Raw genomic sequence first — 22,759 nt, 5'->3', positions numbered from 1 at the left:
TCAGCCCTGATAGCGCACCGCCTCCAGCAATTTAGCAAAGGCGGCGGTGTGCTGTTTGCGGCTAGGATAATAGAGATAATAGCCGCTGAAAGGCTCACTCCAGTCCTGCAACACCCGCTGTAAGCGCCCTTGTTCAATCAGATCGCGGACCGCATCTTCTGGCACACAGGCGATCCCCATACCCGAAAGCGCGGCATCAATGCGCGATGACAGATTATTAAATATCAGTTGCCCTTCGACTTTGACGCGAATTTCTTTGCCGTCTTTGGTAAATTCCCAGTTATATAATCCGCCTAATGTGGGCAAGCGCATATTAATGCAACTGTGATTTTGCAATTCATAAGGCGTTTGCGGCTTACCCTTTTCGGCAAAATATTCAGGAGTGGCAACAATTGCCATACTCCAGTCCGGGCCGATGCGCACCGCGACCATATCTTTTTCAACCTGCTCACCCAGACGCACACCGGCATCAAAACGGCCACTGACAATATCCGTCAGGGTGTTATCCACCGACAGCTCAACTTTGACATCGGGATATTGCAGCAGGAAGGGTTTAAGCAATGGCCATAAAGTGGTTGATAGCGCATGTTCACCCGCCGTAATACGAATCGTCCCCGTCGGTTTCCCTTGATTAGCGACTAAATCCTGCAGGGCTTTTTCAATATCGATGATCATCGGCTCAACGCTTTTAATCAGCTGCTCACCCGCTTCTGTCGCCGCGACGCTACGTGTCGTGCGTGTTAATAAGCGCGTATTAAGGCGCTCTTCTAACCCGCGAATGGCGTGGCTTAACGCCGATTGGGACACGCCCAACTTCGCTGCAGCACGCGTAAAACTCTGTTCGCGCGCCACCACCACCAGGTAGGTGAGATCATTAAAGTTTTCCCTCAGCATGGTTTTATCCTTATCGGTTTAGCTGTCGAGCGGCTAAACAATATACATAAACTGAAATATATGTGGGACTTTCACAAGTGGTACGGCACAAAGGGTTAAATTGTGACACCCATCAACTCCTGCTGCTCTACGTCGGTGTTTTTCCTTGTGATTAATGAGTGAGGTTCATAGCGCTTATCGTGGTTTCACCTCTAATTAAATGTACTTTGTAATGATACTGTTAGCCTGTCTCTAAGCCTGTTGAGCAGAAGTCAGAGACTCGACGTTAACTGAGGCCGCAAACATGGACAGACATGAAATCCTCATTCAAGACCTGATTGTATGGATTGATGACCATCTGCGCCAACCGCTGAAAATTGAAGAGGTGGCGCAACGCGCGGGATATTCAAAATGGCATTTGCAGCGCATATTTCAGCGCATCATGCATATCAGTTTAGGCAATTACATTCGCGATAAAAAACTGGCGTTGGCCGCTGAAGACTTAATTAACAGCAATGACGCAGTCATCGATATCTCAATGAAATATGGCTATGACTCGCAACAGTCATTCACCCGCTCATTTGTCAGAAAATATCGCGTACCGCCAGCCACCTGGCGGCGATTAAACGCACAAAAGTTTCCTTTCCAGGTGTAATTCACCTTCACGACCGGCCTCCGGGAGAAAATCAGAATGCCCCACACCGTGGCAATTAAGCCGCTGGCTTTGCTATGCGCGTCATTTACTTTGTTATTAACCGGCTGCGATGCCGCATCCGCGCCCTCTTCCGCTACCTCGTCAGCTCCGGATGTACAGGTGATGACCTTGCAAGCGGCAGCATTAGCCATCACCACTGAGTTGCCTGGCCGCACCTCCGCATTCCGTGTGGCAGAAATCCGCCCACAAGTTTCTGGCATCGTTTTACAACGCGCTTTCCGCGAAGGCAGCGATGTGGTGGCAGGTCAAACCCTGTATCAGATTGATCCTGCCCCATTTCGCGCCAGCTATGACAGTGCCCGTGCGGCACTTTCACAAGCTGAGGCAAATGCACGTATCGCCCAACTCACTTTGAAGCGTTACCGCACACTGGGCGATACGCAATATGTCAGCCGTCAGGAGGTCGATCAGGCGCAGGCCACCGCTGCACAAACCCGGGCGGCGGTGGATGCCCAACTCGCTGCGACAGAGTCAGCACGTATTAATTTGCTCTGGAGCACGCTTAAATCGCCTATCAGCGGACGCATTGGACGCTCATCCGTCACCGAAGGTGCGTTAGTGCAAAGTGGACAAACCGACGCATTGGCCACGGTGCAACAACTCGATCCTTTGTATGTCGATGTCACCCAATCCAGTGACGATTTCCTGCATCTGCAGCAAGCCTTCTCCAGCGGTCACCTTCAGCAGAACAGCGGAAAAACCCAGGTCAACGTGGTGATGAGTGATGGATCCCTCTACCCGCACAGTGGCACCCTGGCCTTCTCTGATGTCACGGTCGATGCCACCACCGGCGCCATCACCCTGCGAGCCATCGTGCCTAACCCTGAACATCAACTGCTGCCGGGCATGTTTGTGCGTGCCCGGTTGGATGAGGGGCACGACCCACAAGCATTGCTTATCCCTCAGCAGGCTGTGACACGCACACCGCGCGGGCAAGCCACCACGTTGGTGGTGGGCGCCGACAACAAAGTGGAAGTGCGTGCGATAAGCGTGGCTGAAGCCGTTGGCAACGCATGGCGTGTCAGTGGTGGAGTCCAGGCTGGCGAACGCGTGATTGTATCCGGATTGCAGCGCGCACAGCCCGGCATGGTGGTGCATCCCGTTACCGTTGCTACCTCAACCGGGAGAGCTCACTGATGTCGCGCTTTTTTATTGATCGACCCATTTTTGCCTGGGTGTTAGCTATTATTGTGATGCTTGCCGGGGCGATTTCTATTCTCAAATTGCCAGTGGAACAATATCCCGATGTCGCCCCCACGGCGGTGCAAATCCGTGCCACCTATCCCGGCGCGGATGCCACTACCTTGCAGAACAGTGTGACGCAGGTGATTGAGCAAAATATGAGTGGGCTGGATGGTCTGATGTATATGTCCTCGACCAGCGACTCTTCGGGTACCCTGCAGTTGACGCTGTCGTTTGAAAACGGCAGCGATGCGGATATTGCCCAGGTACAGGTGCAGAATAAGCTTCAGCTCGCCACGCCCCTGTTGCCGCAGGAAGTCCAGCAGCAAGGGATCACCGTGCGTAAATCCTCTAGCGTGTTTTTCCTCGTGCCCGGCTTTGTCGATGAAAGTGGCCGTATGAGCATGGAAGACATTGCGGATTACGTGGCGGCAAACCTGAAAGATCCCATCAGCCGCATTAACGGCGTAGGCGATACCACACTGTTTGGCTCGCAATACGCGATGCGCATCTGGCTCGATCCCAACAAACTCAACAATTTTCAGCTCACCCCGGTGGATGTGATGAGTATGATCCGCACCCAGAATGCGCAGGTGGCAGCCGGGCAGCTTGGTGGGGCGCCTCCGGTGAAAGGCCAGCAGCTCAATGCCTCGATCATTGCGCAGACACGACTTACCTCGCCGGAAGAGTTCGGCAACATTCTGCTGAAAGTGAACAATGACGGCTCACAGGTGCGTTTGCACGATGTTGCGCGCATTGAACGCGGCGGTGAGAACTACAACTTTGTCGTGAAGATCAATGGGAAACCGGCGTCTGCGTTAGGTATTCAGTTAGCAAGCGGTGCCAATGCACTGGATACAGCAAATGCCATTCGCGCGCGCATCAATCAACTGAAGCCCTATTTCCCTCAGGGGTTGAAAGTGGTGTATCCCTACGACACCACGCCGTTCATCAGCATCTCGATTCATGAGGTGGTGAAGACCCTGTTTGAAGCCATCGTGTTGGTGTTTCTGGTGATGTATCTGTTCCTGCAGAACCTGCGCGCCACGTTGATCCCAACCATTGCCGTACCGGTGGTGTTACTGGGTACCTTCGGCATTCTTAGCGCGTTTGGTTACTCGATTAATACCCTCACTATGTTTGGCATGGTGTTGGCTATCGGGCTACTGGTCGATGATGCCATTGTGGTGGTCGAGAACGTTGAGCGCGTGATGGCAGAAGAGGGATTAAGACCCAAAGCGGCCACGCGCAAATCCATGGGCCAGATTCAGGGCGCCTTAGTGGGGATTGCGCTGGTACTTTCAGCGGTCTTTGTGCCGATGGCCTTTTTCGGCGGCAGCACCGGGGTGATCTATCGCCAGTTCTCCATCACGATTGTCTCCGCGATGGTGCTGTCGGTGCTGGTGGCGCTGATCCTGACGCCAGCCCTCTGCGTCACTATCCTGAAGCCGATTAAGCCCGGTTCACACGGCCAACAGCGCGGCTTTTTTGCATGGTTCAACCGCAAGTTTGATCAGAGCAGTAACCACTACAGCAACGTTGTGGCGCGGATGCTGCATCGCAGCGGCCGTTTTTTGTTGATCTACGCGCTACTGGTGGGCGGTATGGCGGTGCTGTTTATGCGCCTTCCCACTTCATTCTTGCCATCTGAAGACCAAGGGGTACTCGCGACTCAAGCCATACTGCCGGCCGGAGCCACGCAGGAACGCACCCAAGCGGTGCTGGATCAGGTCAACGACTACTATCTGACCCAGGAAAAAGACAACGTTGAAAACGTATTAACCGTTAACGGTTTCGGCTTTGCCGGACGTGGCCAGAATGTGGGTATCGCCTTTATCGGCCTGAAAGATTGGTCACAGCGTCCGGGTGACAGCAATAAGGTCGATGGCATCGTCAGCCGCGCGGCTAAAGCATTCAGCAAAATTTTGGATGGCAATGTGGTGGCGTTTAACCTGCCGCCGATCATTGCGCTGGGTAATGCCACCGGATTCGATTTTGAGTTGATTGATCAAGGCAGTCTCGGGCATGACAAGCTGCTACAGGCACGCAATCAATTGCTGGAGCTGGCGCGTCAGCATCCTGAGACGCTGGCGGCTGTGCGCCCTAACGGCATGGAAGACAGCCCGCAGTTCAAACTCAATATCGACCAGGAAAAGGCCACAGCACTCGGCGTTGATCTTTCTGACATCAACACCACCCTGAGCAGCGCCTGGGGCGGCAGCTACGTGAACGACTTTGTCGATCATGGCCGTGTGAAAAAGGTCTACGTCATGAGTGATGCGCCCTGGCGCATGATGCCGAAAGACATTAATGACTGGTATGTCCGTGCCAGCAACGGAAAAATGGTGCCTTTTGCCAGTTTCGCCACCGCCGAATGGGTTTACGGATCACCACGACTGGAGCGTTACAACGGTTTGTCCTCACTGGAAATTCTCGGGCAACCCGCGCCGGGCAAAAGTTCAGGTGAAGCCATGGCGCTGATGGAACAGCTAGCGCAACAACTGCCCTCGGGTATCGGTTTCGACTGGACCGGCATGTCTTATCAAGAACGCATGACGGGCGAGCAAGCCCCGGCCCTATACGCACTGTCTCTCATCGTGGTGTTCTTGTGTCTGGCCGCGCTGTATGAAAGTTGGTCCATTCCGTTCTCCGTGATGCTGGTGGTGCCGCTGGGTGTACTGGGCGCGTTAGTCGCCACTCTGTTACGAGGACTGAGCAACGATGTCTACTTTGTGGTCGGCCTGCTGACCACCATTGGGCTGTCGGCAAAGAACGCCATTTTGATCGTCGAATTCGCCAAAGATCAGATTGAGATCGAAGGCAAAGGCGTGATCGAAGCCACGCTGGATGCTGCGCGTATGCGTTTACGTCCAATTTTGATGACCTCACTGGCCTTTATCCTTGGCGTTTTGCCACTGGCGCTGAGTTCAGGTGCCGGATCCGGCGCGCAAAATGCGGTGGGCACCGGGGTGATCGGTGGCATGGTTGCCGCAACGCTGCTGGCGATTTTCTTTGTTCCCGTGTTCTTCGTGGTGGTGCGCAACCGCTTTGCTGGGCGTAAAGCCGAAGAGGAGGATGAAGAAGAATACGCTATGGATTGATGATTTTAACTCATAGGTTCAAGCTGATTTTCGTCACTAATCAACGCAGCCCGGCTTTGTTACAGTAAGCCGGGCTGTCACTTCATCCTGCACGCATCGTTATCACTCAATAAAAGACACCATGGACATTAAAACCGCTACCCATCCTCCCGATTTCAAAACCGGCATCGCGTTTATCGTGATTCTGAGTGCGTTAATGGCGTTTACCTCGCTCTCAACCGATATTTATTTGCCGGCCATGCCGGCCATGTCCGCGGCACTGCACGGTGATTCAGAACTGACAGTGACGGGTTTTTTGATTGGCTTTGCCATCGCGCAGCTCATTTGGGGCCCAATCAGCGACCAGCTGGGCCGTAAAAAACCGCTCTACATCGGCATGGTCATTTTTGCCGTGGGATCAGCGGGCTGCGCCCTCTCGACTGACATGATTCAGATCGTCTTTTGGCGGGTCATTCAGGCTGCCGGTGCCTGTACCGGCCCGATGCTGGCGCGCGCGATGATCCGTGACCTGTTTACCCGAACACGTGCCGCACAGATGCTGTCCACACTGATTATCGTAATGGCGATCGCCCCCATCGCAGGTCCGCTGCTGGGTGGGCAGATTATTCGCTATTCGCAGTGGCCGGTGATCTTCTGGTTCCTGGCGGTAGTGGGCGTACTGATGTTCTGCTCACTAATGTGGCTTCCGGAAACATTACCGCTCGAAAAACGCGTCAAAGCTTCACTGGGGCACGCATTCTCGAATTACCTCACCTTGCTGGGTAATCGGACTTATATGCGTTTCACCCTGTGCGTGACTTTTTATTACGTGGCGGCCTATGCGTTCATCGTGGGTTCACCTGCGGTCTACATCACCTATTTCGGCGTTGACCCGCAACACTATGGTTGGTTATTCGCCGTCAATATTTTGGGTTTGGTGGCGATTAGCACGTTAAATAAACGTTTAGTGCAAAAGGTCAAACTTGAGACCCTGCTGAAATGCGCCTCTTTTATCGCCGCTCTGATGACGTTAATGATGTGCGTGATGCTGAAAACACACCCTACGGCCATCGCCGCGCTGGTGATCTGTATTTTTGTGTTCTTCTCCATGAACGGTATCATCGCCGCCTCTGCAACCGCTGCGGCGCTGGATGCAGTACCTAATGCTGCAGGATCGGCTTCCGCGCTGATCGGTTCGTTGCAATACGGCAGTGGGATTATTTCATCCTTGCTGCTGGCGTGGCTGAATAACGGCACGCCGTGGATCATGGTGGGCATTATGACAGTCTTCACCCTGCTCAGTTTCTTGATCACGCTTGGCGGACGTAGACCACAAGCAGAGATGGCAAAGGCTTAATGTTGAGGCGGCCTACTGGCCGCCCAAGGCTCGCCCCTACTAAAATCACGTTCTGTTCTGACGCAAAATTCCCGCATCAATTGAAGCGACATTCGTTTTCCCGCAAAACGCCATCGACAAATCAAACTCGTTGCGGATGATGTTTAGCGCAGTCGCCACACCCTCTTCACCCAACGCGCCTAAACCGTAAAGCATGCTGCGTCCGATATAGGTTCCTTTCGCACCTAACGCCACGGCTTTAAGGACATCCTGTCCTGAACGAATACCGCCGTCGAAATGCACCTCAATCTGCTGCCCCACAGCAGCGACAATCTCGGGCAACAGCGTAATGGAAGAGGACACACCATCCAGTTGCCGACCGCCATGATTAGAGACAATGAGCGCATCCGCCCCCGCCGCTACAGCCAGCCGGGCATCTTCAACATCCATAATGCCTTTCACGATCAACTTGCCGCCCCAGCGACGCTTAATCCACTCAATATCACGCCACGATAACTGAGGGTCAAACTGCTGCGCTGTCCACTCGACCATCGCATCAATATTATCCACGCCGCTGGCATGCCCGACGATATTGCCAAAATTACGATTTGCGGTGGCCAGCATCCCGCGGCACCAACGCGGTTTGCTGGCGATGTTCAGCAGATTACGCAGCGTCATTTTGGGGGGTGTAGAAAGCCCATTTTTGATGTCTTTATGTCGCTGGCCAAACACCTGTAAATCCATGGTCACCACTAACGCGCTGCATCCCGCCGCTTTCGCGCGATCGATAAGATTCGCCACAAATTCTCGATCGCGCATGACGTACAGCTGAAACCAGAAAGGATGGTTATCCGTTGCCTGGGCGACGGCCTCAATCGAGCAGATGCTCATGGTTGAGAGCGTAAAAGGAATACCGAATGACTTTGCGGCCCGCGCGGCCAGAATCTCGCCATCAGGATGAATCATGCCGGTCAAACCCGTTGGCGCAATCGCCACGGGCATGGCAACCGCTTGCCCAATCATTTGGCTGGCGGTACTGCGTTCGGTGATATCCACGGCCACACGCTGACGGAACTCCATGCGGCGCAGGTCGCTTTCGTTAGCACGATAGCTGTATTCACTCCAGGAACCAGCATCAACATAGTCATAAAACATTTTGGGCACCCGTTTTCGTGCCAGTTGCCGCAACTCTTCAATACAGGTAATGGTCACATCGGCTATCCCATAAAAAAGCGGCTAAACAACGATTATTTAGCCGCCTGCAGTTACGCGAAAAACACACACACAGAAGAGTTATGATTTAACGTAATCGGTATACGCATTCTGTAAAACGATGTGGTCAGCAATATATTTAGCATCGTGCCACACGCCATAAATAAAGGATGATGCGCGGTTAACTAAATTAGGCAGACCAAGGAAATAAATGCCGCGTTCAGCAGAAATACCACGCTTATGGAAAGGCAGGCCATTTTCATCAAAAGCATCCGCCTGTAGCCAGCTGAAATCAAATTTAAATCCTGTAGCCCAAATAATGGTAGTAATTCCCGCCGCTGCAACATCCAGCTGTGATAAAGGGTTAATTAAACACTCGGCATCAGGCAACAGTTCCCACGCCTGCGGCTCTAAGGGCAAATCAAGTCCATTGCGCTCGATATAGGCATCGGCATCACGCAGCACGTCGAAATAGGCTTTATCCCCTTCTGCAATGTTCTCTGCCAGACCTTCTGCAAAGCTCAGGACGCCGTTATTCCACTCTTTCGTGATACCTACCAACGTAATTCCCATGTGCGCCAGACGGCGGAAGTCCACCGTTTTACCGCCTTCATAGCCACTCACGGCAAAGGCAACGTGCGCTTTTTTAGGTTTGATTTTCACTTCATCCCAGAGACCCAGCGCACCCAACCACCAGCAATAATCACGGTCACGATAGGAACGAGGTGGGCGATAATGCTCACCCACGGACAAGTAGACCTCACGACCGGCTTTACGCAGCTCCTCAGCGATTTGTGTCCCTGAGGCGCCTGCACCCACCACCAATACACCGCCCTCTGGCAACTGTTGTGGATTCTTATACGTTGAAGAGTGGATCTGCTGTAAAGCTGCACTTTCCGGTACGATTTGCGGGAAGGACGGCTTCTGGAACGGCCCGGTGGCCGCGACGACGTTATCGGCCTCAAACTCGCCGATGGAGGTGCTGACCTTAAAACCGCTACGGCCCGGTAAACGTTCCACTTTATGTACCTCAACGCCGGTGCGCACCGGGGCATTGAGCATTTTCACGTAATCTTCGAAATATTGCGCCATGCGCTCTTTTGGCGGAAAAGCCTCTTGCGAAATATTGTCGAACTTCAGCGAGGGAAAACGATCGTGCCATGCTGGGCCATTCGCTACCAGCGAATCCCAACGCTCAGAGCGCCAACGTTCAGCGATACGGCTGCGTTCAAAAACAACATGCGGTACATTCATCAGTGAAAGATGTTCACTCATCGCAATACCTGCCTGGCCGGCACCCACAATAACGGTATTAATTTTTTCTACTGGCATAGTAAATCCCTAAATAGATTGGACCCCGATAGGTAATCGCTGATTTTTATCAAGTGTCGTAGTAATGGTGTTTATTACGCGCATTGAATAATTCAATGCGCGACAATCGGTTATTAGTGGCCAGACTCAACGTTAAGGATTTTACCTAACCCCAAAAACTTATTAGCGATAACCAGCATTGCAGCCGTCACCGTAATATAAATAACCGAGAGCGCAGCCAGGGTTGGATCCGCAAATTCACGCACATAGTTGTACATCGCGACCGGCAAAGTTTGAGTCGCCTGAGTGGTAATAAACAATGAGGCAGTGAACTCATTAAACGACAGGATGGCTGCAAACAACCATCCGCCAAACAGACCCGGCAAAATAAGGGGCACTGTAATGGTCCACACCACGCGCAGTGGCGAAGCGCCCAAACTGGCTGCGGCCAACTCAATACGCTGTTCAAGGTTTTTCAGGGAGACATACACACTGCGCAGGACGAACGGCAGCACCAGCACAATATGGCAAAAAATCACCAGAGGATATCCGCGTCCCAGATTGAGTTGCGACACCAGCATCAGCAGCCCCAGGCCAATGGTGAAGTGCGGAATAAACAGCGGTGACAACAAGATCCCTTCCAGTACTTGCTTACACGGGAAGGAATAGCGTTCGATAGCAATAGCCAGCGTCGCACCAATGATAACGGCCAGAGAGGATGCCCACGCGGTGACGATCAGCCCAGAATAGAAACCATGGCGAAAATCATCGTAGTTGACTGCGCGTTCAAACCAGCGCAGTGACCAGCCTTTCGGTGGAAAGAACAGAACCGCGGTGCTGCTAAATGAAGAGATGAACACCACGATCGTCGGCAGCATCACAAAGATCAGGATGGCGGCGACCAGTAAGCGACCGGCCAGCGTCACCAGTTTGTCATTCATCGAGCGAGTCATATTAATGTTCTCCCATCGTGTGCAGGAAGCGGGTCATGCGTTTCAATGCCATCAACAGCAGGATCGTCAGGATCAATCCCGCAATGCTCAACGCCGCTGCAAATGGGAAGTTCATGGACGAGAAACCGAGTTGATAGACCATCGTTGCTACGGTGCTGACACGTCCACCGCCGATCAGTTGCGGCGTCGCGAAGGCGCTAAACGTCCAGGCGAAAGCCGTCGTCAGACTCGAAACGATGCCGGGAATGGAGAGTGGAATCGTCACCGTCAACAGGGTCCGCACCGGACCTGCACCCAGGCTGGTGGCGGCTTTCTCGTAATCAGGATTGATGTGCGATAAGGCGGTGGCCAGCATCAGCACCATGATGGGCATGGTGACGTGTACCAGCGCCACCACCACACCGGTTTGGGTGAACATAAACTGAATCGGTTTCGAGATGATGCCCATGGCTAACAGCAGGCTGTTCAGAAAACCGCTGTTGCCCAGCACAATAATCCAGGAATAGGTACGCACCACTTCCCCAAGAAACAACGGTGTAATGGCGATGATCAGAATGGTGGACTTTATCCAGGTGGTACGCGTGCGCACCAGCGCATAAGCCAGCGGGTAACTCATCAGTAAACCAAAAACGGCGGTTTTGGCGCTCAGCATGACGGTATTGATGAAAGCATCGGCATAGATGCTTTTGAGCAACCCATGAAAGTTCGCCAGGGTAAATCCGCCCACATCGAGCGAACCGGGAATATAAGCGCGCACGCTAAACTGCATTACCGCGAACATGGCAATAACCAGTCCCAGCGCGGTGAGCGTGGCGGGAATAATGAACCAGGGTAAGAATGTCGGTTTTCTCGTCATAGACGTTGCTGCCTGAATAAATTATTTACGAGGTCCCACTGGGCGGCCCATAGACCGCCCGATGAACCTGATCAATCAATGAGACATGATGTTTTCAGAGAACCACTGACGCCATTCGGCCGTTTTCTCAGCACGCAGTTGCGGATCAGTGTTGATAGTGGCGTTCCACTGCGCAGGTGTGGTGAGCATCCCTGGCAACTTGGCCAGTTCTGGATCGATGTGCGCGTTGGTTACTGTTGGGCTACCACGATAGATTTTCGCTACCTGTTCCTGAATCTCTGGCTTGAGCGCGATATTCATGAACTTGTACGCCAGATCGGCGTGTTTGGTGCCTTTATTGATACCAATAGTGTCGACGCCGAGAATCGCGCCCTCTTTTGGAATCGCCAGTTTGATGTTCACCCCTTCGGCGATCATGCTGTAGGCATTCATTGACAGCATCACCTGGACCGGTGTTTCGCCGGTGGAGATGAGCTGCTGGCTGTTGGCGTCATCGGTATAGAACGACTTGATGTTCGGGATAAGCGCTTTCATCTTCGCCTGGCCCTGTTCCCAATGTGCAGCATCTGTACCGGAGAGTTTGGCGGAAACGGCGATGATATGGCTTGGGTCCCAATCTGGCAGGGCCAGTGTGCCCTTCAGCTCAGGCTTCCACAGGTCATTCCAGCTCTCAAAGGTTTCACCTTTCGGCACCAGGTCTGGACGGTAGCCGATGGTATATACGTATCCCCAGACGCCAAGATGATAAGGACTGACTTTGGCCTGCTGCACCAGATTCACGGCGTTGGGAATCTTGCTCATATCCAGTTTTTCAAACAGGCCGCTGTTGGCATACAGATAACCGACATGCGCGGTGGTGAACGTCACATCAGTTTCTGGTGAGCCACCCGCGAGTTTCGCTTTGTTAAGACGGTCTATGGTGCCGCCCGTAACAAACTGCACTTCGACGCCGGTTTCTTTGGTGAACTCTTTAGCGATGGTTTCATCAATCAGATCTTTAAAACTTCCGCCCCAGGTGCTGACAATCAGCTTGTCGGCAGCCATCGCATTACCTGCGCTCAATACACTTGTCGTCAACAACGTTAAGGCACAAATCTTACGCAACATATTCTCGTCCCCAATGAATGAAATGGCTGTGGTCGCTATCCGAAATCCGACGCCCTAAAACAGTGCAAACGGTATTCCCCGGTGTGAAACTGATAATGCCGCTGCGAAGTGATTCGGTAAAACAGGCTTTTCCTCGCCCTTGCATCAGGATTTCTGACGCTAAAAAAGGCGCTGCTTTGCAACGGATTTTCTTAAGCAGTGATGAGGCAGAAGCGAATGGGCGTGAACTGACAGGCAGGCGATTATGCTATTAATCGGTCTTTGGCATGATAAATGCAGGGTAACCGACACTATTAGAATGACTGGCGCGATATGATCGCGCTGGCGATCTCAGGAGAACCTGCATGCTCAGTCGCATCACTCAGCGTCAGCTGGAATATTTCGTCGCTTCCGGAGAGGCCGGCAGTATTATTGGCGCTTCAGAACGCATCCATGTGTCATCACCTTCAATCTCAGCCGCGATTACCCACATTGAATCTGAACTCGGTGTACAGCTGTTTGTGCGCCATCATGCGCAAGGGGTATCCCTGACTGCTATTGGTCATCAGGTACTGAAAGAGGCGAAGCTGATACTGGACCAGATGTCCAATCTGTATACCATCGCGTCGGAATCGCTCAACAATGTGCGTGGTCCGCTGCGTGTGGGCTGTCTGGATACGTTGGCGCCGATGTTAACGCCAGAACTGGTGTTTGGTTTTGGTCGCGCTTTTCCTGGCGTCCGCATCACGCTTGAGGAAGGCAACCATGAGCAGTTGCTGAAGCAGTTACGTGCGGCTGATATTGATATCGCCCTCACCTATGATTTGGTGCCGGCCCATGACATCACTTTTCAATCCCTTGCGCAGTTGCCGCCTTATGTGATGGTCGGTGAACACCATCCCCTCGCCACGCAATCCGCAGTGACAATTCAGGATTTGGCAGAGATGCCGATGGTGCTGCTCGATATGCCGTGGAGCCGCGAGTATTTCCTTAGCCTGTTTAGCGAAGCCGGCGTCGCGCCCAATGTGGTCATGCGTTCCAGCAATATGGAAGTGGTTCGCGCAATGGTCGCTAACGGTGTGGGATTCGGCATCGCTAACGTCCGCCCCAAAGCGCATCTTTCCCAGGATGGTAAACGCCTGATCCGCGTGCGGCTCGCAGGCGTTAATAAACCGATGCAACTTGGCTACGCCACCATGGCCAACGTACAGCATTCAATGGTGGTGAACGCATTCGCCGAGCGTTGCCGTATGTTTATCTCTGACCAATATATCCCCGGCATGGCAGCACCGAGTTATTTCGATCCGCAAGTGGTGCGGGTGGCGTAATACGGAGAAAGGGTTGATGTTAACGGGCACGCCAGGCGCGCCCGTTGGTAACCTGTAATGGCACTAATACCCGCGTTCAGGAAAGACCTGATTGGTAACGGGCTCGCCACGTGCGGCGCGCTGGATATTTTCGGCAACCTGTTGCGCTGCGCTGGCAGGAATGGCGACAGACGCCAGGTGAGGTGTTATCAACACGTTTTCCATGCGCCACAGAGGGTCCTCTGGCGGTAATGGCTCACGATCAAACACATCCAACGTCGCTTCAGCGATGTGCCCTGAACGTAACATCTCGGTGAGCGCAGCCTGATCGACGATTGCCCCGCGTGACACATTAATAAAAGCAGCACCTGCCGGTAAGCAGGAAAGCCTTTCAGCGTTGAGGAGGCCGGTGGTACCAGGCGTAAGCGGTAACATCACGACCAGAATATCGCTGCGCTGAAGGAAGTCGTCCAAAGCAGGCAATCCGCTACAGCATTGAACACCGTCAATCTCTTTTTGAGTACGAGACCAGCCGTGCACATCAAAGCCTTGCCGAGCCAGTTCCTGTGCCGCCCAGCCGCCCAACTCTCCTAACCCCATCACCCCCACGCGCACGCTGGAGGGTACGCGCGGATGCAAATAGTGCCAACGCTGCTCGCGTTGCGCGCGTTCGAATGCCGGAATGTCACGCGCGTACCGCAACACGGCGAACAACACATACCCCGCCATCATGCGCGCCATATCAGGATCTGAGAGTCGGATAATTGGGATATCGGGCAAGTCATCCCTACCCACTAACGAATCAACACCTGCACCCAAATTCACCAGTAATTTAAGATTTCGATACGGCGCGAAAAAGCCCTGTGGTGGTTTCCACGTCAAAGCAAAATGGACGGTATCGGCATCCTGCACATCCTCAGCACGACAGATCGTTATGCCTGGCAGGTACGGCGCTAACAGTTGTGACCACTCTTCGAAACTGTCGAACTCACTGTAAAAAACCAGGGTCGTCATGCAGCATTTGCCTCAATTAAAGCAGCCACCGCTTCAATGGCCAGCTCATAACCCAGCACGCCAAGTCCGGCAATCACCCCAGTGGCAGCCTTAGAGACCATCGAATGATGACGGAATGGCTCCCTCTTCCAGATATTACTCATATGCGCTTCAATGATCGGCCCCTCAAACATCAGCAGTGCATCGAGAATCGGCACTGAGCTATAGGTCAAACCGGCGGCGTTGATGATCAGGCCGGCAGCATTCTGGCGGGCTTCCTGAATCCAGTCCACCAACACGCCTTCATGATTACTCTGCCGAAACTGTAAAGTTACACCCAGTGATGCAGCACGACGCTGACAACGCTCGCCAATGCTGACAAAGCTCTCACTGCCGTAAGTGCCATTTTTGTCCAGACCGTACAGATTAGCGTTAGGTCCATTAAGGAAATAGATTTGCTGTGACATGAAAACTCCTGGTTAACTGTGCGGACGTGTTGCTGCCATCGCTGGATGCGCATCGAATACGGCAAACCATGCCGCCGTCAACGGGTAGACGGCACGCCAGTTGAGCGAGGCAAAACGAAAATCGAGATAACCCAGCGCACAGCCAATGGCGATCAGCCCTATATCATCAGGCTGCTGGCTAAAACTACTCACCTGCTGCTCTATTTCTGCCAACGCCGCCGACACTTTCTTCAGTTGAGCATCGGCCCAGTTCGACCACTGTTTATCTTCAGGACGAGCGCTGAATTCGTAACGCGCCAGCAAAGCGGCATCAATCAAGCCATCGCCAAGAGCCTGACGCGTCAGGCTGATCCAACGAGCATTGCCGGATGTTGGGCATAACGCGCCGCCGAACTCAGCGTTGAGATACTCGCATATCACCCGGCTATCGTAGAGACACAAACCCTGCCCGGTGCGCAAAGCAGGCACTTTTGCCAGCGGATTGAACGCAGCGATACGCTCATCGCGTTCAATTGGATGGGCAGCAGAATCCAGCCATTCAATCTGTGGAGTGATGTCCAGCACCTGCGCGCACACCATCACTTTGCGCACGAAAGCCGATGTGCTGGCATAAAACAGCTGCATCATAGTGATACCTGTAACAACACTTTGCCGATGTTGGCATTGGCTTCAAGTACGCGATGAGCCTCAGCCGCCGCTGCCAACGGCATGGTTTGATGGATTGTGGGTGATATTTTTCCTGCAGCGATCAACGGCAAAAGATGCTTGCTGACGCACTGTGCTAAACGCGCTTTTTCCGCCGCACTTTTCGGACGTAAAGTTGATGAGGTGAGGATCAGCCCCTTGCGCATCACCTGTTGCAGATCGAGTTCAATCTTCGCACCTTGCATAAAGGACAAGCTCACGTGGCGTCCGCCCTGCGCCATGACGCTTAAATTACGCGCCACATAATCGCCCCCCACGTTATCTAAAACCACGTCCACGCCGCTCTCTTGCGTAAGCGCCTGCACAACTTCAACAAAATCTTCTGTGTGCCGGTCAATGGCTCGCCACACGCCGAGCTTTTGCAGGGCAGCAATTTTATCTGCACCGCCTGCCGTGGCGATCACGCGCGCCCCACATGCCTGCGCACACTGGATCGCAAAGGTCCCAACACCGCTGGCTGCACCATGAATCAGTACCGTGTTACCGGGTTCCAGTCGCCCCAGTTCGAACAAGTTATGCCACACGGTGAAGGCCGCCTCGGGCACTGAAGCGGCCTGTGCCAGTGGCAAAGTATCGGGCACAGCAAGACAGAGTTCCGCCCTTGCCACGCAGAAGTCGGCATAGCCACCGCCGTTTAGCAGAACCATCACCGGCGTACCAATGGCTGGAGATTTCACGCCTGCACCCAGCGCGACAACGATGCCAGAGGCCTCAAGCCCGAGGATATCCGTGGTATCAGGCGGCAATGGCATGCCGTTACGCTGCATAATGTCGGGACGATTGACTCCCGCACTGTGTACGCGGATCAGTACCTCTCCTGCTGCGGGCTGTGGTACCGGCCGGGAAACACAGGCTAAAACATCAGGACCGCCAGGTTCGCGTGCCATCACCGCATTCATCATTTCAGGTATCATCGTTTAGCCCTGCTTCGCCGCGCTAAACGCGCACACGCCTTCGTCATCGACACTCACGCCCACCACACTGCCCACTGGCCAGCGTGTCAGGGAATCTAATCCGGACTGACGAGCAAACAGTGCAGCACTTCCCAGTGCCGGGACATCAAGATGCATATCAACGTGATCGCCCTGGAAAACATGGGTAATCACCGTGGCACTAAATAATGCATGCGGCCCAAGCGGCGCCAGTTGCAGGTTTTCCGGACGCACATACACATCCAGGCGGTCTCCTACCGTGGCATGCACGCGATCTGCGGGCAGTCGCAAGGTATTACCGCCGAGATCTAATAGCGCCGTACTATCACGGCCAACATAACGACCGGGCAGGATATTAACGTCGCCAACAAACCCGGCAACGAAGGGATCCTGCGGACGGCGATAGATGTCATCCGGCGTACCGATTTGGCGCACATGACCTGCTGACATCACCACCACACGATCGCTCATGCTCAGTGCTTCACCCTGATCGTGGGTAACAAACACCGTGGTGACGCCGAGTTTGCGCTGAATCGCTTTGAGTTCCACCTGCATCGACAGGCGTAAGTTTTTATCCAGAGCCGAGAAAGGTTCATCCAGTAACAGCACTTTGGGTCTGATCACCAATGCACGTGCTAGTGCCACGCGTTGCTGTTGACCACCCGACAGTTCACGCGGTTTACGCTGGCCATAGCCCGCCAGTTTCACCAACCCCAGCACCTGTTCAACACGCTCCGCGATTTCCGCTTTAGGCACGCCACGCATCCGCAATCCGTAACCCACGTTTTTTTCCACCGTCATATGTGGAAACAGCGCGTAGTTCTGGAACACGATGCCGATTTCACGCTGATAAGGCGGAATTTCGGTGACCAGATCGCCATCAATAAAGATTTCGCCACCGTCCGCTTCCGCGAAGCCAGCCATCAAGTTCAGCAGTGTAGTCTTGCCACAGCCTGAAGGACCCAGCAGGGTAATAAACTCACCTTCCTCGATGGTCAGCGAGATTTTTTGTAGCGCGATGGCGTCGCCAAAGCGCTTAAGCACACCATCAAGCTGGACGGCAATCGGGGGCTTTGTTGCGGCGGCCGGCAGCGTTGTGGGCTGCGGGAACGGGGTTACTTCTGCACTTACCATGGAATCTCCAGAAATCGGGCTATCAATGCTTACAGCCAGCATACGTGTTGTGTGCGTGTTACGCGGTTAGTGCTTCCTGAAGCTGGCGTTTGGAAAAGATAAAGCAGTGTCGTGCTGCCCTAACACATCCACTCCGCCAAACGGCGCAGCATGGCATCGCAGGCATCAAGTTGTGCAATGCTGATGAACTCATCCGGTTTATGGCCCTGTGCCATACTTCCTGGGCCACATACCACACTCGGGATCCCCGCCTGATCAAATAAGCCCCCTTCGGTACCGAATGCCACGGTACTAAAAGCGTCAGAACCGGTCAGATAGGTCAGCAACTGCGCTGCGGGACTGTCAGTCGCGGTGTAAAGGCCTGGATACCCGCTGATAGCCGTAAATCGAATAGCGGTGTCTTTGTTGATACCCTGCATTTGTGGCACAAGTTCATGCTGGGCGTAATGCGCCAGTTCGTCTGCCACCTGCTGTGCATCGTCTTGCGGTAGAGTGCGCACTTCATAATCAAAGGTGCATTCAGCAGGGACGATGTTTAGCGCACGCCCTCCCTGGATCACCCCGGTCTGAACGGTGGTAAACGGCGGGTCAAAGCGTGCATCCTGGCGTTCAGGCGCAGCCAGTTGCTCGCTCATCAAGGTTAAGCGGTGGATCAGCTTCGCCGCATACTCAATCGCATTAACCCCTTGAGGCGCATAGGCTGAGTGGCAGGCCGCGCCTTGCACCTCACAGCGCACACCCAGTTTGCCTTTGTGGCCCAGCACCGGTTGCAATTCTGTGGGTTCGCCAATCAGGCAGATATCGGGTTTATCCGGACGTTGTGCCAGCGCCTCGAGTAATGACCGCACGCCAAGGCAGCCCACTTCTTCGTCGTAAGAGATGGCCAAATGCAGCGGCTGGGTTAATGGCTGAGACAAAAAATACGGCACTGCGGCCAACATGCAGGCAATAAAACCTTTCATGTCGGCGGTGCCACGCCCATAAAGCTTCCCGTCGCGCTCCGTTAATGCAAAAGGTGGAACGCTCCAGCGTTGACCATCAACTGGCACCACATCGCTGTGGCCGGAAAGCATCACACCTCCCTTACCGCTGGGGCCAAGGCGCGCATAGAGATTGGCTTTACTGCGTTCATCGTTGTGAATCAGCTCACAACTCACCCCAAGATCGCCCAGATAACGCCAGACAAAATCGATTAGTGCCAGGTTGGATTCACGGCTGGTGGTATCAAATGCCACCAGTTTTTCCAGCAATGTGCGGCTGGTAATCATTTGGCCTCCTTGTCTCATTCGTCGCCTGGCACGCCGTAGCTCGGGGCTTTGGTCGGATCAAGCGCACGCGTCACATAATCCTGCATCTGCGGTTGATAGGCCTGCCACAGCATCGCAAGTTCGTGGATAGGATCGCCCTCGCTCCAGTCCACGCGCAGATCGACAATTGGCCAGACGGGTTCGTCAACAATAGAGAGTGCAGCGGAGTGAACCGGACCTGCTTCCCCACCGACTCTCATCCCCGCCTGCATGGCGGCAATCAGGCGATCCGCAAGGTGACCCTGCTGCTGCTCAAAGGCGCTAACCATCGCAACGATCACCTCGGTATTGGCAAGCAAATTGCCCGCTGCCACGCAATTTTCGCCGCTTAGCGCATGGTTGACGCCCAGGGTCTTTTCACCACTGTAAAAGGCACTTTGCCCCTCAACAGAGAGCACGGTGACCTGGCGATAGGTAGGATAATCATCGGAGGCTAAACCCGCTTCTAAGGCGGATTGCGCGGACTCTCCCTGTTGCAACTGATCGAGGATGCGCGGCCCAAGTGCAGGCAAGGTGATGTTTTGCGTGGATACGGCACCGACCTGACTACGCAGCCATGGACAGCGCGCACCGACCGCGATACTGGATGAACTAATGGCAATACCCATCTGACCGGTTTGCGCGCACCGTCCGACAATAGATAACGTCATGATTAGGCCTCTGCTTGTGGTTGCCAGTCATCCGGGATCACCGCAATCACATCTATTTCCATGAGCCATTGCGGCTGGCCCAGCCCTGAAATCACCAATCCGGTTGAGATCGGGAATACCCCTTTCAACCACTTGCCGATCACTTGATAAACCGGCTCGCGATAACGTGGATCGATGATATAAGTCGTTGTTTTTACAATGTGCGTTAAATCGCTACCTGCCTCTTCCAGCAGTTGCTTAACATTTTTCATCGCCTGCTCAGCCTGTGCGGCGGGGTCGCCCAAACCGACAAGGTTGCCAGCGAAATCAGTGCCGATCTGCCCGCGCACGTACACGGTGTTACCGGCACGAACCGCCTGACAGAGATCATTATCCAGTGACTGATTAGGGTACGTTTCTTTGGTATTGAACTTGCGGATACGGGTATGTGTGCTCATGTCTGCCTGCGAAGATGAGTGGATTCTTCGCAAGGTATACCGCGCGCGGCGCAACAGATAAAACAGCATTAACCGAGGTGCTGCTTTAGAAAATCCGAAGAACGAGAGTACCTGTCACGCGCAAAACATTTGATTTAATCACATTGCGAAAGCATTTGGGTTTACCGCGCCCGTTTGATGAGGTATACAACGTTTCCGTCGTAACATGCAGATAAGGAAGCAGAAATGTTCGTTAAACATTATGACGTCGATGAGAAACACATTGATTTTCAGGGCGTGGTAGATGGCCTCTACTATCCGTTTTATATGGAGTGGACACGCCACGCTTTTCTGCGCGAGGCTCTCGGCATTGATATTGAGGAAGAGTTTAAACAGGGAAAACTCTATATGGTGCTGGAGTATTCACTGCGCTTTCGCAAAAGCCTGGTCAAAGGTGACAACGTCGAAGTGACCTGCGCGCTGGAAAAAAATGAGAAGCGCAATCGCGTGAATTTCGTTCAGCAGATCAAAGTCGATGGCAACGTTTATGCCGATGCCACCTTTGTCGCGACTTGCCTGGTTAACGGACGTCCCTCTATGCCTGAAGCGGTATTGAACGCATTGGCAGAATAAAGATTAATGGGCGAATTCTCGCCCTCAATTTTTAACCCCGCTCGAAAGAGCGGTTGGTTTGATTCACCGACGCCACACTTTCTGTTTCGGGCTGAGTCACATCTTTTTTTATCACGCGCAGAATAACCGCGGTGAGTAACGCCCCCGCAGCGATGGCAAACATATAGGCCAGCACGTGCGTAATGACGTTGGGGATAAACAGGACGAAGACGCCACCGTGCGGTGCACGAGAAGCGCACCCGAGTCCCATGGAAAGCGCACCGGCCAGGCCCGATCCGGCGCAAATAGCAGGAATAACGCGCAGTGGATCGGAGACGGCATAGGGAATCGCCCCTTCGGTGATAAAAGAAAGCCCTAATACATAGGTCACTTTTCCTGTTTCACGCTCTTGTGCGGTGAATTTACGTTTAAATAGTGTTGTCGCCAATGCAATACCGATCGGTGGCACCATGCCCGCAGCCATACATGCCGCGATGGGTTCATATATTCCAGTCGACATTAATCCGATGGCAAACATGCAGACGGTTTTATTTAGCGGCCCACCCATATCAAATGCCACCATGACGCCAATGATCATCCCCATCACTGCCGCATTCATATTGCCCATGCTTTGTAAAAAGGTGGTGAGTGCTTCCAGTAATATTTTTATCGGCTGCCCAATCACCAGAATCATCAGCGCCCCGGTCAGTAGCACCGTCAATAAAGGCACAATCAGAATAGGTTTCAAGCCCGCTAGCACTTGCGGTAACTGGATATATTTCACCACCAGCAGAGTGATATACCCGGCGAGGAAACCGGCGAACAGTGCGCCTAAGAATCCCGCGCCAGTGTGTACGGCGAGCATGCCACCCACTGCACCGGAGACAATACCGAGATTACCGCTGATAGATTTACTGATACCCAGCGAGAGAATTGGCAGCATTAACGCGAACGCAGCGCCGCCGCCTACGTCAGAGAGCATTTTGGCGATAGGACTAAAATTGGCATCGCCTGGCGTTGCAGCAGTAATCCCAAATGAAAAACTGAGGGCAATCAGAATACCGCCTGCCACCACAAAGGGGATCATCAGGTTTACCCCGGTGATCAGATGAATATAGAGTTGGGAGACAATAGATTTCCCGTTAGTGAGAGGAGGCGTGTCTTTGGTCGTTTCCTTTTTCTGCTTCTGCTCAACAAGCGCTTCGGGCTGAAGCGCGCCATCCAGAATGCTGTTTAATAGTCCCGTGGCATCTTTTGCTGCCCGAGCGACCGGTACTTTAAAGATGCGTTTGCCACTAAAACGGCCTGTATCGATGACTTTATCTGCGGCAATCAATACCGCGTCGGCGTTATCAATATCTTCATCTGTGAAGTGATATTTGCTTTCCACCGCACCGTGGGTTTCCACCACAATATCAATACCCATTTTTGCAGCACTTTTTTTCAGGTTGGCTTCCGCAATATACGTATGCGCGACGCCTGTGGGACAGGCGGTGATGGCAATGAGTCTCATTGATAAACTCCACATGGTCGATAATATCGCGATGTCGTTTATTCGACCTCGCCACTATTGACGGCTTTTGGTTATTCGATGAGTAAGGTTGTAAAACGATTGAACGAAGGGCGAAATAC

The 22,759-nt window shown here is 53.3% G+C and carries 21 protein-coding genes; 6 read left to right on the top strand and 15 right to left on the bottom strand.

The window, feature by feature from the left end; translation table 11 throughout:
* Entirely contained in the window at nucleotides 1-894 is an 894-nt protein-coding gene (locus QMZ30_RS17690; protein ID WP_283228376.1) for a LysR family transcriptional regulator, read from the bottom strand.
* Nucleotides 895-1,177: 283 nt separating this feature from the next.
* Here QMZ30_RS17690 and QMZ30_RS17685 point away from each other — a divergent pair, with 283 nt between their 5' ends.
* From QMZ30_RS17685 to QMZ30_RS17670, 4 genes are all read left to right on the top strand, one after another.
* On the top strand, nucleotides 1,178-1,528 hold the full coding sequence (locus QMZ30_RS17685) for a helix-turn-helix domain-containing protein (RefSeq protein ID WP_039334157.1): 351 nt from the start codon (nucleotides 1,178-1,180) through the stop codon (nucleotides 1,526-1,528).
* Between the two features lie 36 nt (nucleotides 1,529-1,564).
* Entirely contained in the window at nucleotides 1,565-2,725 is a 1,161-nt protein-coding gene (locus QMZ30_RS17680; protein ID WP_283228375.1) for an efflux RND transporter periplasmic adaptor subunit, read from the top strand.
* Entirely contained in the window at nucleotides 2,725-5,871 is a 3,147-nt protein-coding gene (locus tag QMZ30_RS17675) for an efflux RND transporter permease subunit (RefSeq protein ID WP_283228374.1), read from the top strand. Before QMZ30_RS17680 ends, QMZ30_RS17675 begins: the two co-directional genes overlap by 1 nt.
* A gap of 121 nt (nucleotides 5,872-5,992) precedes the next feature.
* Entirely contained in the window at nucleotides 5,993-7,207 is a 1,215-nt protein-coding gene (locus tag QMZ30_RS17670) for a multidrug effflux MFS transporter (RefSeq protein WP_283228373.1), read from the top strand.
* Between the two features lie 45 nt (nucleotides 7,208-7,252).
* Here QMZ30_RS17670 and QMZ30_RS17665 read toward each other — a convergent pair whose 3' ends face one another.
* From QMZ30_RS17665 to QMZ30_RS17645, 5 genes are all read right to left on the bottom strand, one after another.
* Nucleotides 7,253-8,398 (bottom strand): alpha-hydroxy acid oxidase, encoded by a 1,146-nt coding sequence (locus tag QMZ30_RS17665; protein ID WP_283228372.1) that lies wholly within the window; start codon nucleotides 8,396-8,398, stop codon nucleotides 7,253-7,255.
* 81 nt (nucleotides 8,399-8,479) lie between these two features.
* Nucleotides 8,480-9,730 carry a flavin-containing monooxygenase gene (locus QMZ30_RS17660; RefSeq protein ID WP_283228371.1) on the bottom strand — a complete coding sequence of 417 codons (1,251 nt, stop codon included), beginning with the start codon at nucleotides 9,728-9,730 and terminating at the stop codon, nucleotides 8,480-8,482.
* Between the two features lie 113 nt (nucleotides 9,731-9,843).
* Nucleotides 9,844-10,662, bottom strand: coding sequence for an ABC transporter permease (locus QMZ30_RS17655; protein ID WP_283228370.1), 819 nt, complete (start codon nucleotides 10,660-10,662; stop codon nucleotides 9,844-9,846).
* Nucleotide 10,663: 1 nt separating this feature from the next.
* A complete protein-coding gene (locus QMZ30_RS17650; RefSeq protein ID WP_283228369.1) occupies nucleotides 10,664-11,518 on the bottom strand; it encodes an ABC transporter permease in 855 nt (284 codons plus the stop codon).
* A gap of 75 nt (nucleotides 11,519-11,593) precedes the next feature.
* Nucleotides 11,594-12,625 carry a polyamine ABC transporter substrate-binding protein gene (locus QMZ30_RS17645; RefSeq protein ID WP_039334139.1) on the bottom strand — a complete coding sequence of 344 codons (1,032 nt, stop codon included), beginning with the start codon at nucleotides 12,623-12,625 and terminating at the stop codon, nucleotides 11,594-11,596.
* Nucleotides 12,626-12,969: 344 nt separating this feature from the next.
* On the opposite strand from QMZ30_RS17645, the gene QMZ30_RS17640 reads away from it, so the two are divergent.
* The gene (locus tag QMZ30_RS17640) at nucleotides 12,970-13,932 is read left to right on the top strand and encodes a LysR family transcriptional regulator (RefSeq protein ID WP_039334138.1); all 963 of its coding nucleotides are present in this window, start codon (nucleotides 12,970-12,972) and stop codon (nucleotides 13,930-13,932) included.
* Nucleotides 13,933-13,995: 63 nt separating this feature from the next.
* Here QMZ30_RS17640 and QMZ30_RS17635 read toward each other — a convergent pair whose 3' ends face one another.
* The 8 genes from QMZ30_RS17635 to QMZ30_RS17600 form a co-directional block, all read right to left on the bottom strand.
* Nucleotides 13,996-14,925: a 2-hydroxyacid dehydrogenase gene (locus tag QMZ30_RS17635; protein ID WP_283228368.1), complete on the bottom strand. Its 930-nt coding sequence runs from the start codon at nucleotides 14,923-14,925 to the stop codon at nucleotides 13,996-13,998.
* On the bottom strand, nucleotides 14,922-15,371 hold the full coding sequence (locus QMZ30_RS17630; protein ID WP_283228367.1) for a type II 3-dehydroquinate dehydratase: 450 nt from the start codon (nucleotides 15,369-15,371) through the stop codon (nucleotides 14,922-14,924). The genes QMZ30_RS17635 and QMZ30_RS17630 overlap by 4 nt, the downstream gene beginning before the upstream one ends.
* Before the next feature lie 12 nt (nucleotides 15,372-15,383).
* Nucleotides 15,384-15,998, bottom strand: coding sequence for a glutathione S-transferase (locus tag QMZ30_RS17625; protein WP_283228366.1), 615 nt, complete (start codon nucleotides 15,996-15,998; stop codon nucleotides 15,384-15,386).
* Nucleotides 15,995-16,990: an NAD(P)H-quinone oxidoreductase gene (locus QMZ30_RS17620; protein WP_283228365.1), complete on the bottom strand. Its 996-nt coding sequence runs from the start codon at nucleotides 16,988-16,990 to the stop codon at nucleotides 15,995-15,997. The genes QMZ30_RS17625 and QMZ30_RS17620 overlap by 4 nt, the downstream gene beginning before the upstream one ends.
* 3 nt (nucleotides 16,991-16,993) lie before the next feature.
* Nucleotides 16,994-18,142, bottom strand: coding sequence for an ABC transporter ATP-binding protein (locus QMZ30_RS17615; protein ID WP_283228364.1), 1,149 nt, complete (start codon nucleotides 18,140-18,142; stop codon nucleotides 16,994-16,996).
* 119 nt (nucleotides 18,143-18,261) lie between these two features.
* On the bottom strand, nucleotides 18,262-19,410 hold the full coding sequence (gene argE, locus QMZ30_RS17610) for an acetylornithine deacetylase (protein ID WP_283228363.1): 1,149 nt from the start codon (nucleotides 19,408-19,410) through the stop codon (nucleotides 18,262-18,264).
* 14 nt (nucleotides 19,411-19,424) lie between these two features.
* Nucleotides 19,425-20,099: a DUF1028 domain-containing protein gene (locus QMZ30_RS17605; protein ID WP_283228362.1), complete on the bottom strand. Its 675-nt coding sequence runs from the start codon at nucleotides 20,097-20,099 to the stop codon at nucleotides 19,425-19,427.
* A 2-nt stretch (nucleotides 20,100-20,101) separates the two neighbouring features.
* Nucleotides 20,102-20,536 (bottom strand): RidA family protein, encoded by a 435-nt coding sequence (locus tag QMZ30_RS17600; protein ID WP_283228361.1) that lies wholly within the window; start codon nucleotides 20,534-20,536, stop codon nucleotides 20,102-20,104.
* Between the two features lie 225 nt (nucleotides 20,537-20,761).
* Between QMZ30_RS17600 and QMZ30_RS17595 the strand changes: the two genes are divergently transcribed.
* On the top strand, nucleotides 20,762-21,148 hold the full coding sequence (locus tag QMZ30_RS17595; RefSeq protein WP_283228360.1) for an acyl-CoA thioesterase: 387 nt from the start codon (nucleotides 20,762-20,764) through the stop codon (nucleotides 21,146-21,148).
* Nucleotides 21,149-21,179: 31 nt separating this feature from the next.
* Here the strand turns inward: QMZ30_RS17595 and QMZ30_RS17590 are convergent, their stop codons facing one another.
* Entirely contained in the window at nucleotides 21,180-22,640 is a 1,461-nt protein-coding gene (locus QMZ30_RS17590) for a PTS fructose transporter subunit IIC (RefSeq protein ID WP_283228359.1), read from the bottom strand.
* Nucleotides 22,641-22,759: the final 119 nt, after the last annotated feature.

The organism is Pantoea sp. EA-12 (assembly GCF_030053355.1).
In the GTDB taxonomy this organism is placed as follows: Bacteria; Pseudomonadota; Gammaproteobacteria; order Enterobacterales; family Enterobacteriaceae; genus Pantoea; species Pantoea vagans_C.
This window is presented reverse-complemented; position numbering and strand designations above follow the sequence as displayed.

Bases quoted from the DNA above. Each gene is read 5' to 3' on its own strand.
- QMZ30_RS17690 (WP_283228376.1), bottom strand. From the start codon at position 894: ATGCTGAGGGAAAACTTTAATGATCTCACCTACCTGGTGGTGGTGGCG.
- QMZ30_RS17685 (WP_039334157.1), top strand. From the start codon at position 1,178: ATGGACAGACATGAAATCCTCATTCAAGACCTGATTGTATGGATTGAT.
- QMZ30_RS17680 (WP_283228375.1), top strand. From the start codon at position 1,565: ATGCCCCACACCGTGGCAATTAAGCCGCTGGCTTTGCTATGCGCGTCA.
- QMZ30_RS17675 (WP_283228374.1), top strand. From the start codon at position 2,725: ATGTCGCGCTTTTTTATTGATCGACCCATTTTTGCCTGGGTGTTAGCT.
- QMZ30_RS17670 (WP_283228373.1), top strand. From the start codon at position 5,993: ATGGACATTAAAACCGCTACCCATCCTCCCGATTTCAAAACCGGCATC.
- QMZ30_RS17660 (WP_283228371.1), bottom strand. From the start codon at position 9,730: ATGCCAGTAGAAAAAATTAATACCGTTATTGTGGGTGCCGGCCAGGCA.
- QMZ30_RS17655 (WP_283228370.1), bottom strand. From the start codon at position 10,662: ATGACTCGCTCGATGAATGACAAACTGGTGACGCTGGCCGGTCGCTTA.
- QMZ30_RS17650 (WP_283228369.1), bottom strand. From the start codon at position 11,518: ATGACGAGAAAACCGACATTCTTACCCTGGTTCATTATTCCCGCCACG.
- QMZ30_RS17645 (WP_039334139.1), bottom strand. From the start codon at position 12,625: ATGTTGCGTAAGATTTGTGCCTTAACGTTGTTGACGACAAGTGTATTG.
- QMZ30_RS17640 (WP_039334138.1), top strand. From the start codon at position 12,970: ATGCTCAGTCGCATCACTCAGCGTCAGCTGGAATATTTCGTCGCTTCC.
- QMZ30_RS17635 (WP_283228368.1), bottom strand. From the start codon at position 14,925: ATGACGACCCTGGTTTTTTACAGTGAGTTCGACAGTTTCGAAGAGTGG.
- QMZ30_RS17630 (WP_283228367.1), bottom strand. From the start codon at position 15,371: ATGTCACAGCAAATCTATTTCCTTAATGGACCTAACGCTAATCTGTAC.
- QMZ30_RS17625 (WP_283228366.1), bottom strand. From the start codon at position 15,998: ATGATGCAGCTGTTTTATGCCAGCACATCGGCTTTCGTGCGCAAAGTG.
- QMZ30_RS17620 (WP_283228365.1), bottom strand. From the start codon at position 16,990: ATGATACCTGAAATGATGAATGCGGTGATGGCACGCGAACCTGGCGGT.
- QMZ30_RS17615 (WP_283228364.1), bottom strand. From the start codon at position 18,142: ATGGTAAGTGCAGAAGTAACCCCGTTCCCGCAGCCCACAACGCTGCCG.
- argE (WP_283228363.1), bottom strand. From the start codon at position 19,410: ATGATTACCAGCCGCACATTGCTGGAAAAACTGGTGGCATTTGATACC.
- QMZ30_RS17605 (WP_283228362.1), bottom strand. From the start codon at position 20,099: ATGACGTTATCTATTGTCGGACGGTGCGCGCAAACCGGTCAGATGGGT.
- QMZ30_RS17600 (WP_283228361.1), bottom strand. From the start codon at position 20,536: ATGAGCACACATACCCGTATCCGCAAGTTCAATACCAAAGAAACGTAC.
- QMZ30_RS17595 (WP_283228360.1), top strand. From the start codon at position 20,762: ATGTTCGTTAAACATTATGACGTCGATGAGAAACACATTGATTTTCAG.
- QMZ30_RS17590 (WP_283228359.1), bottom strand. From the start codon at position 22,640: ATGAGACTCATTGCCATCACCGCCTGTCCCACAGGCGTCGCGCATACG.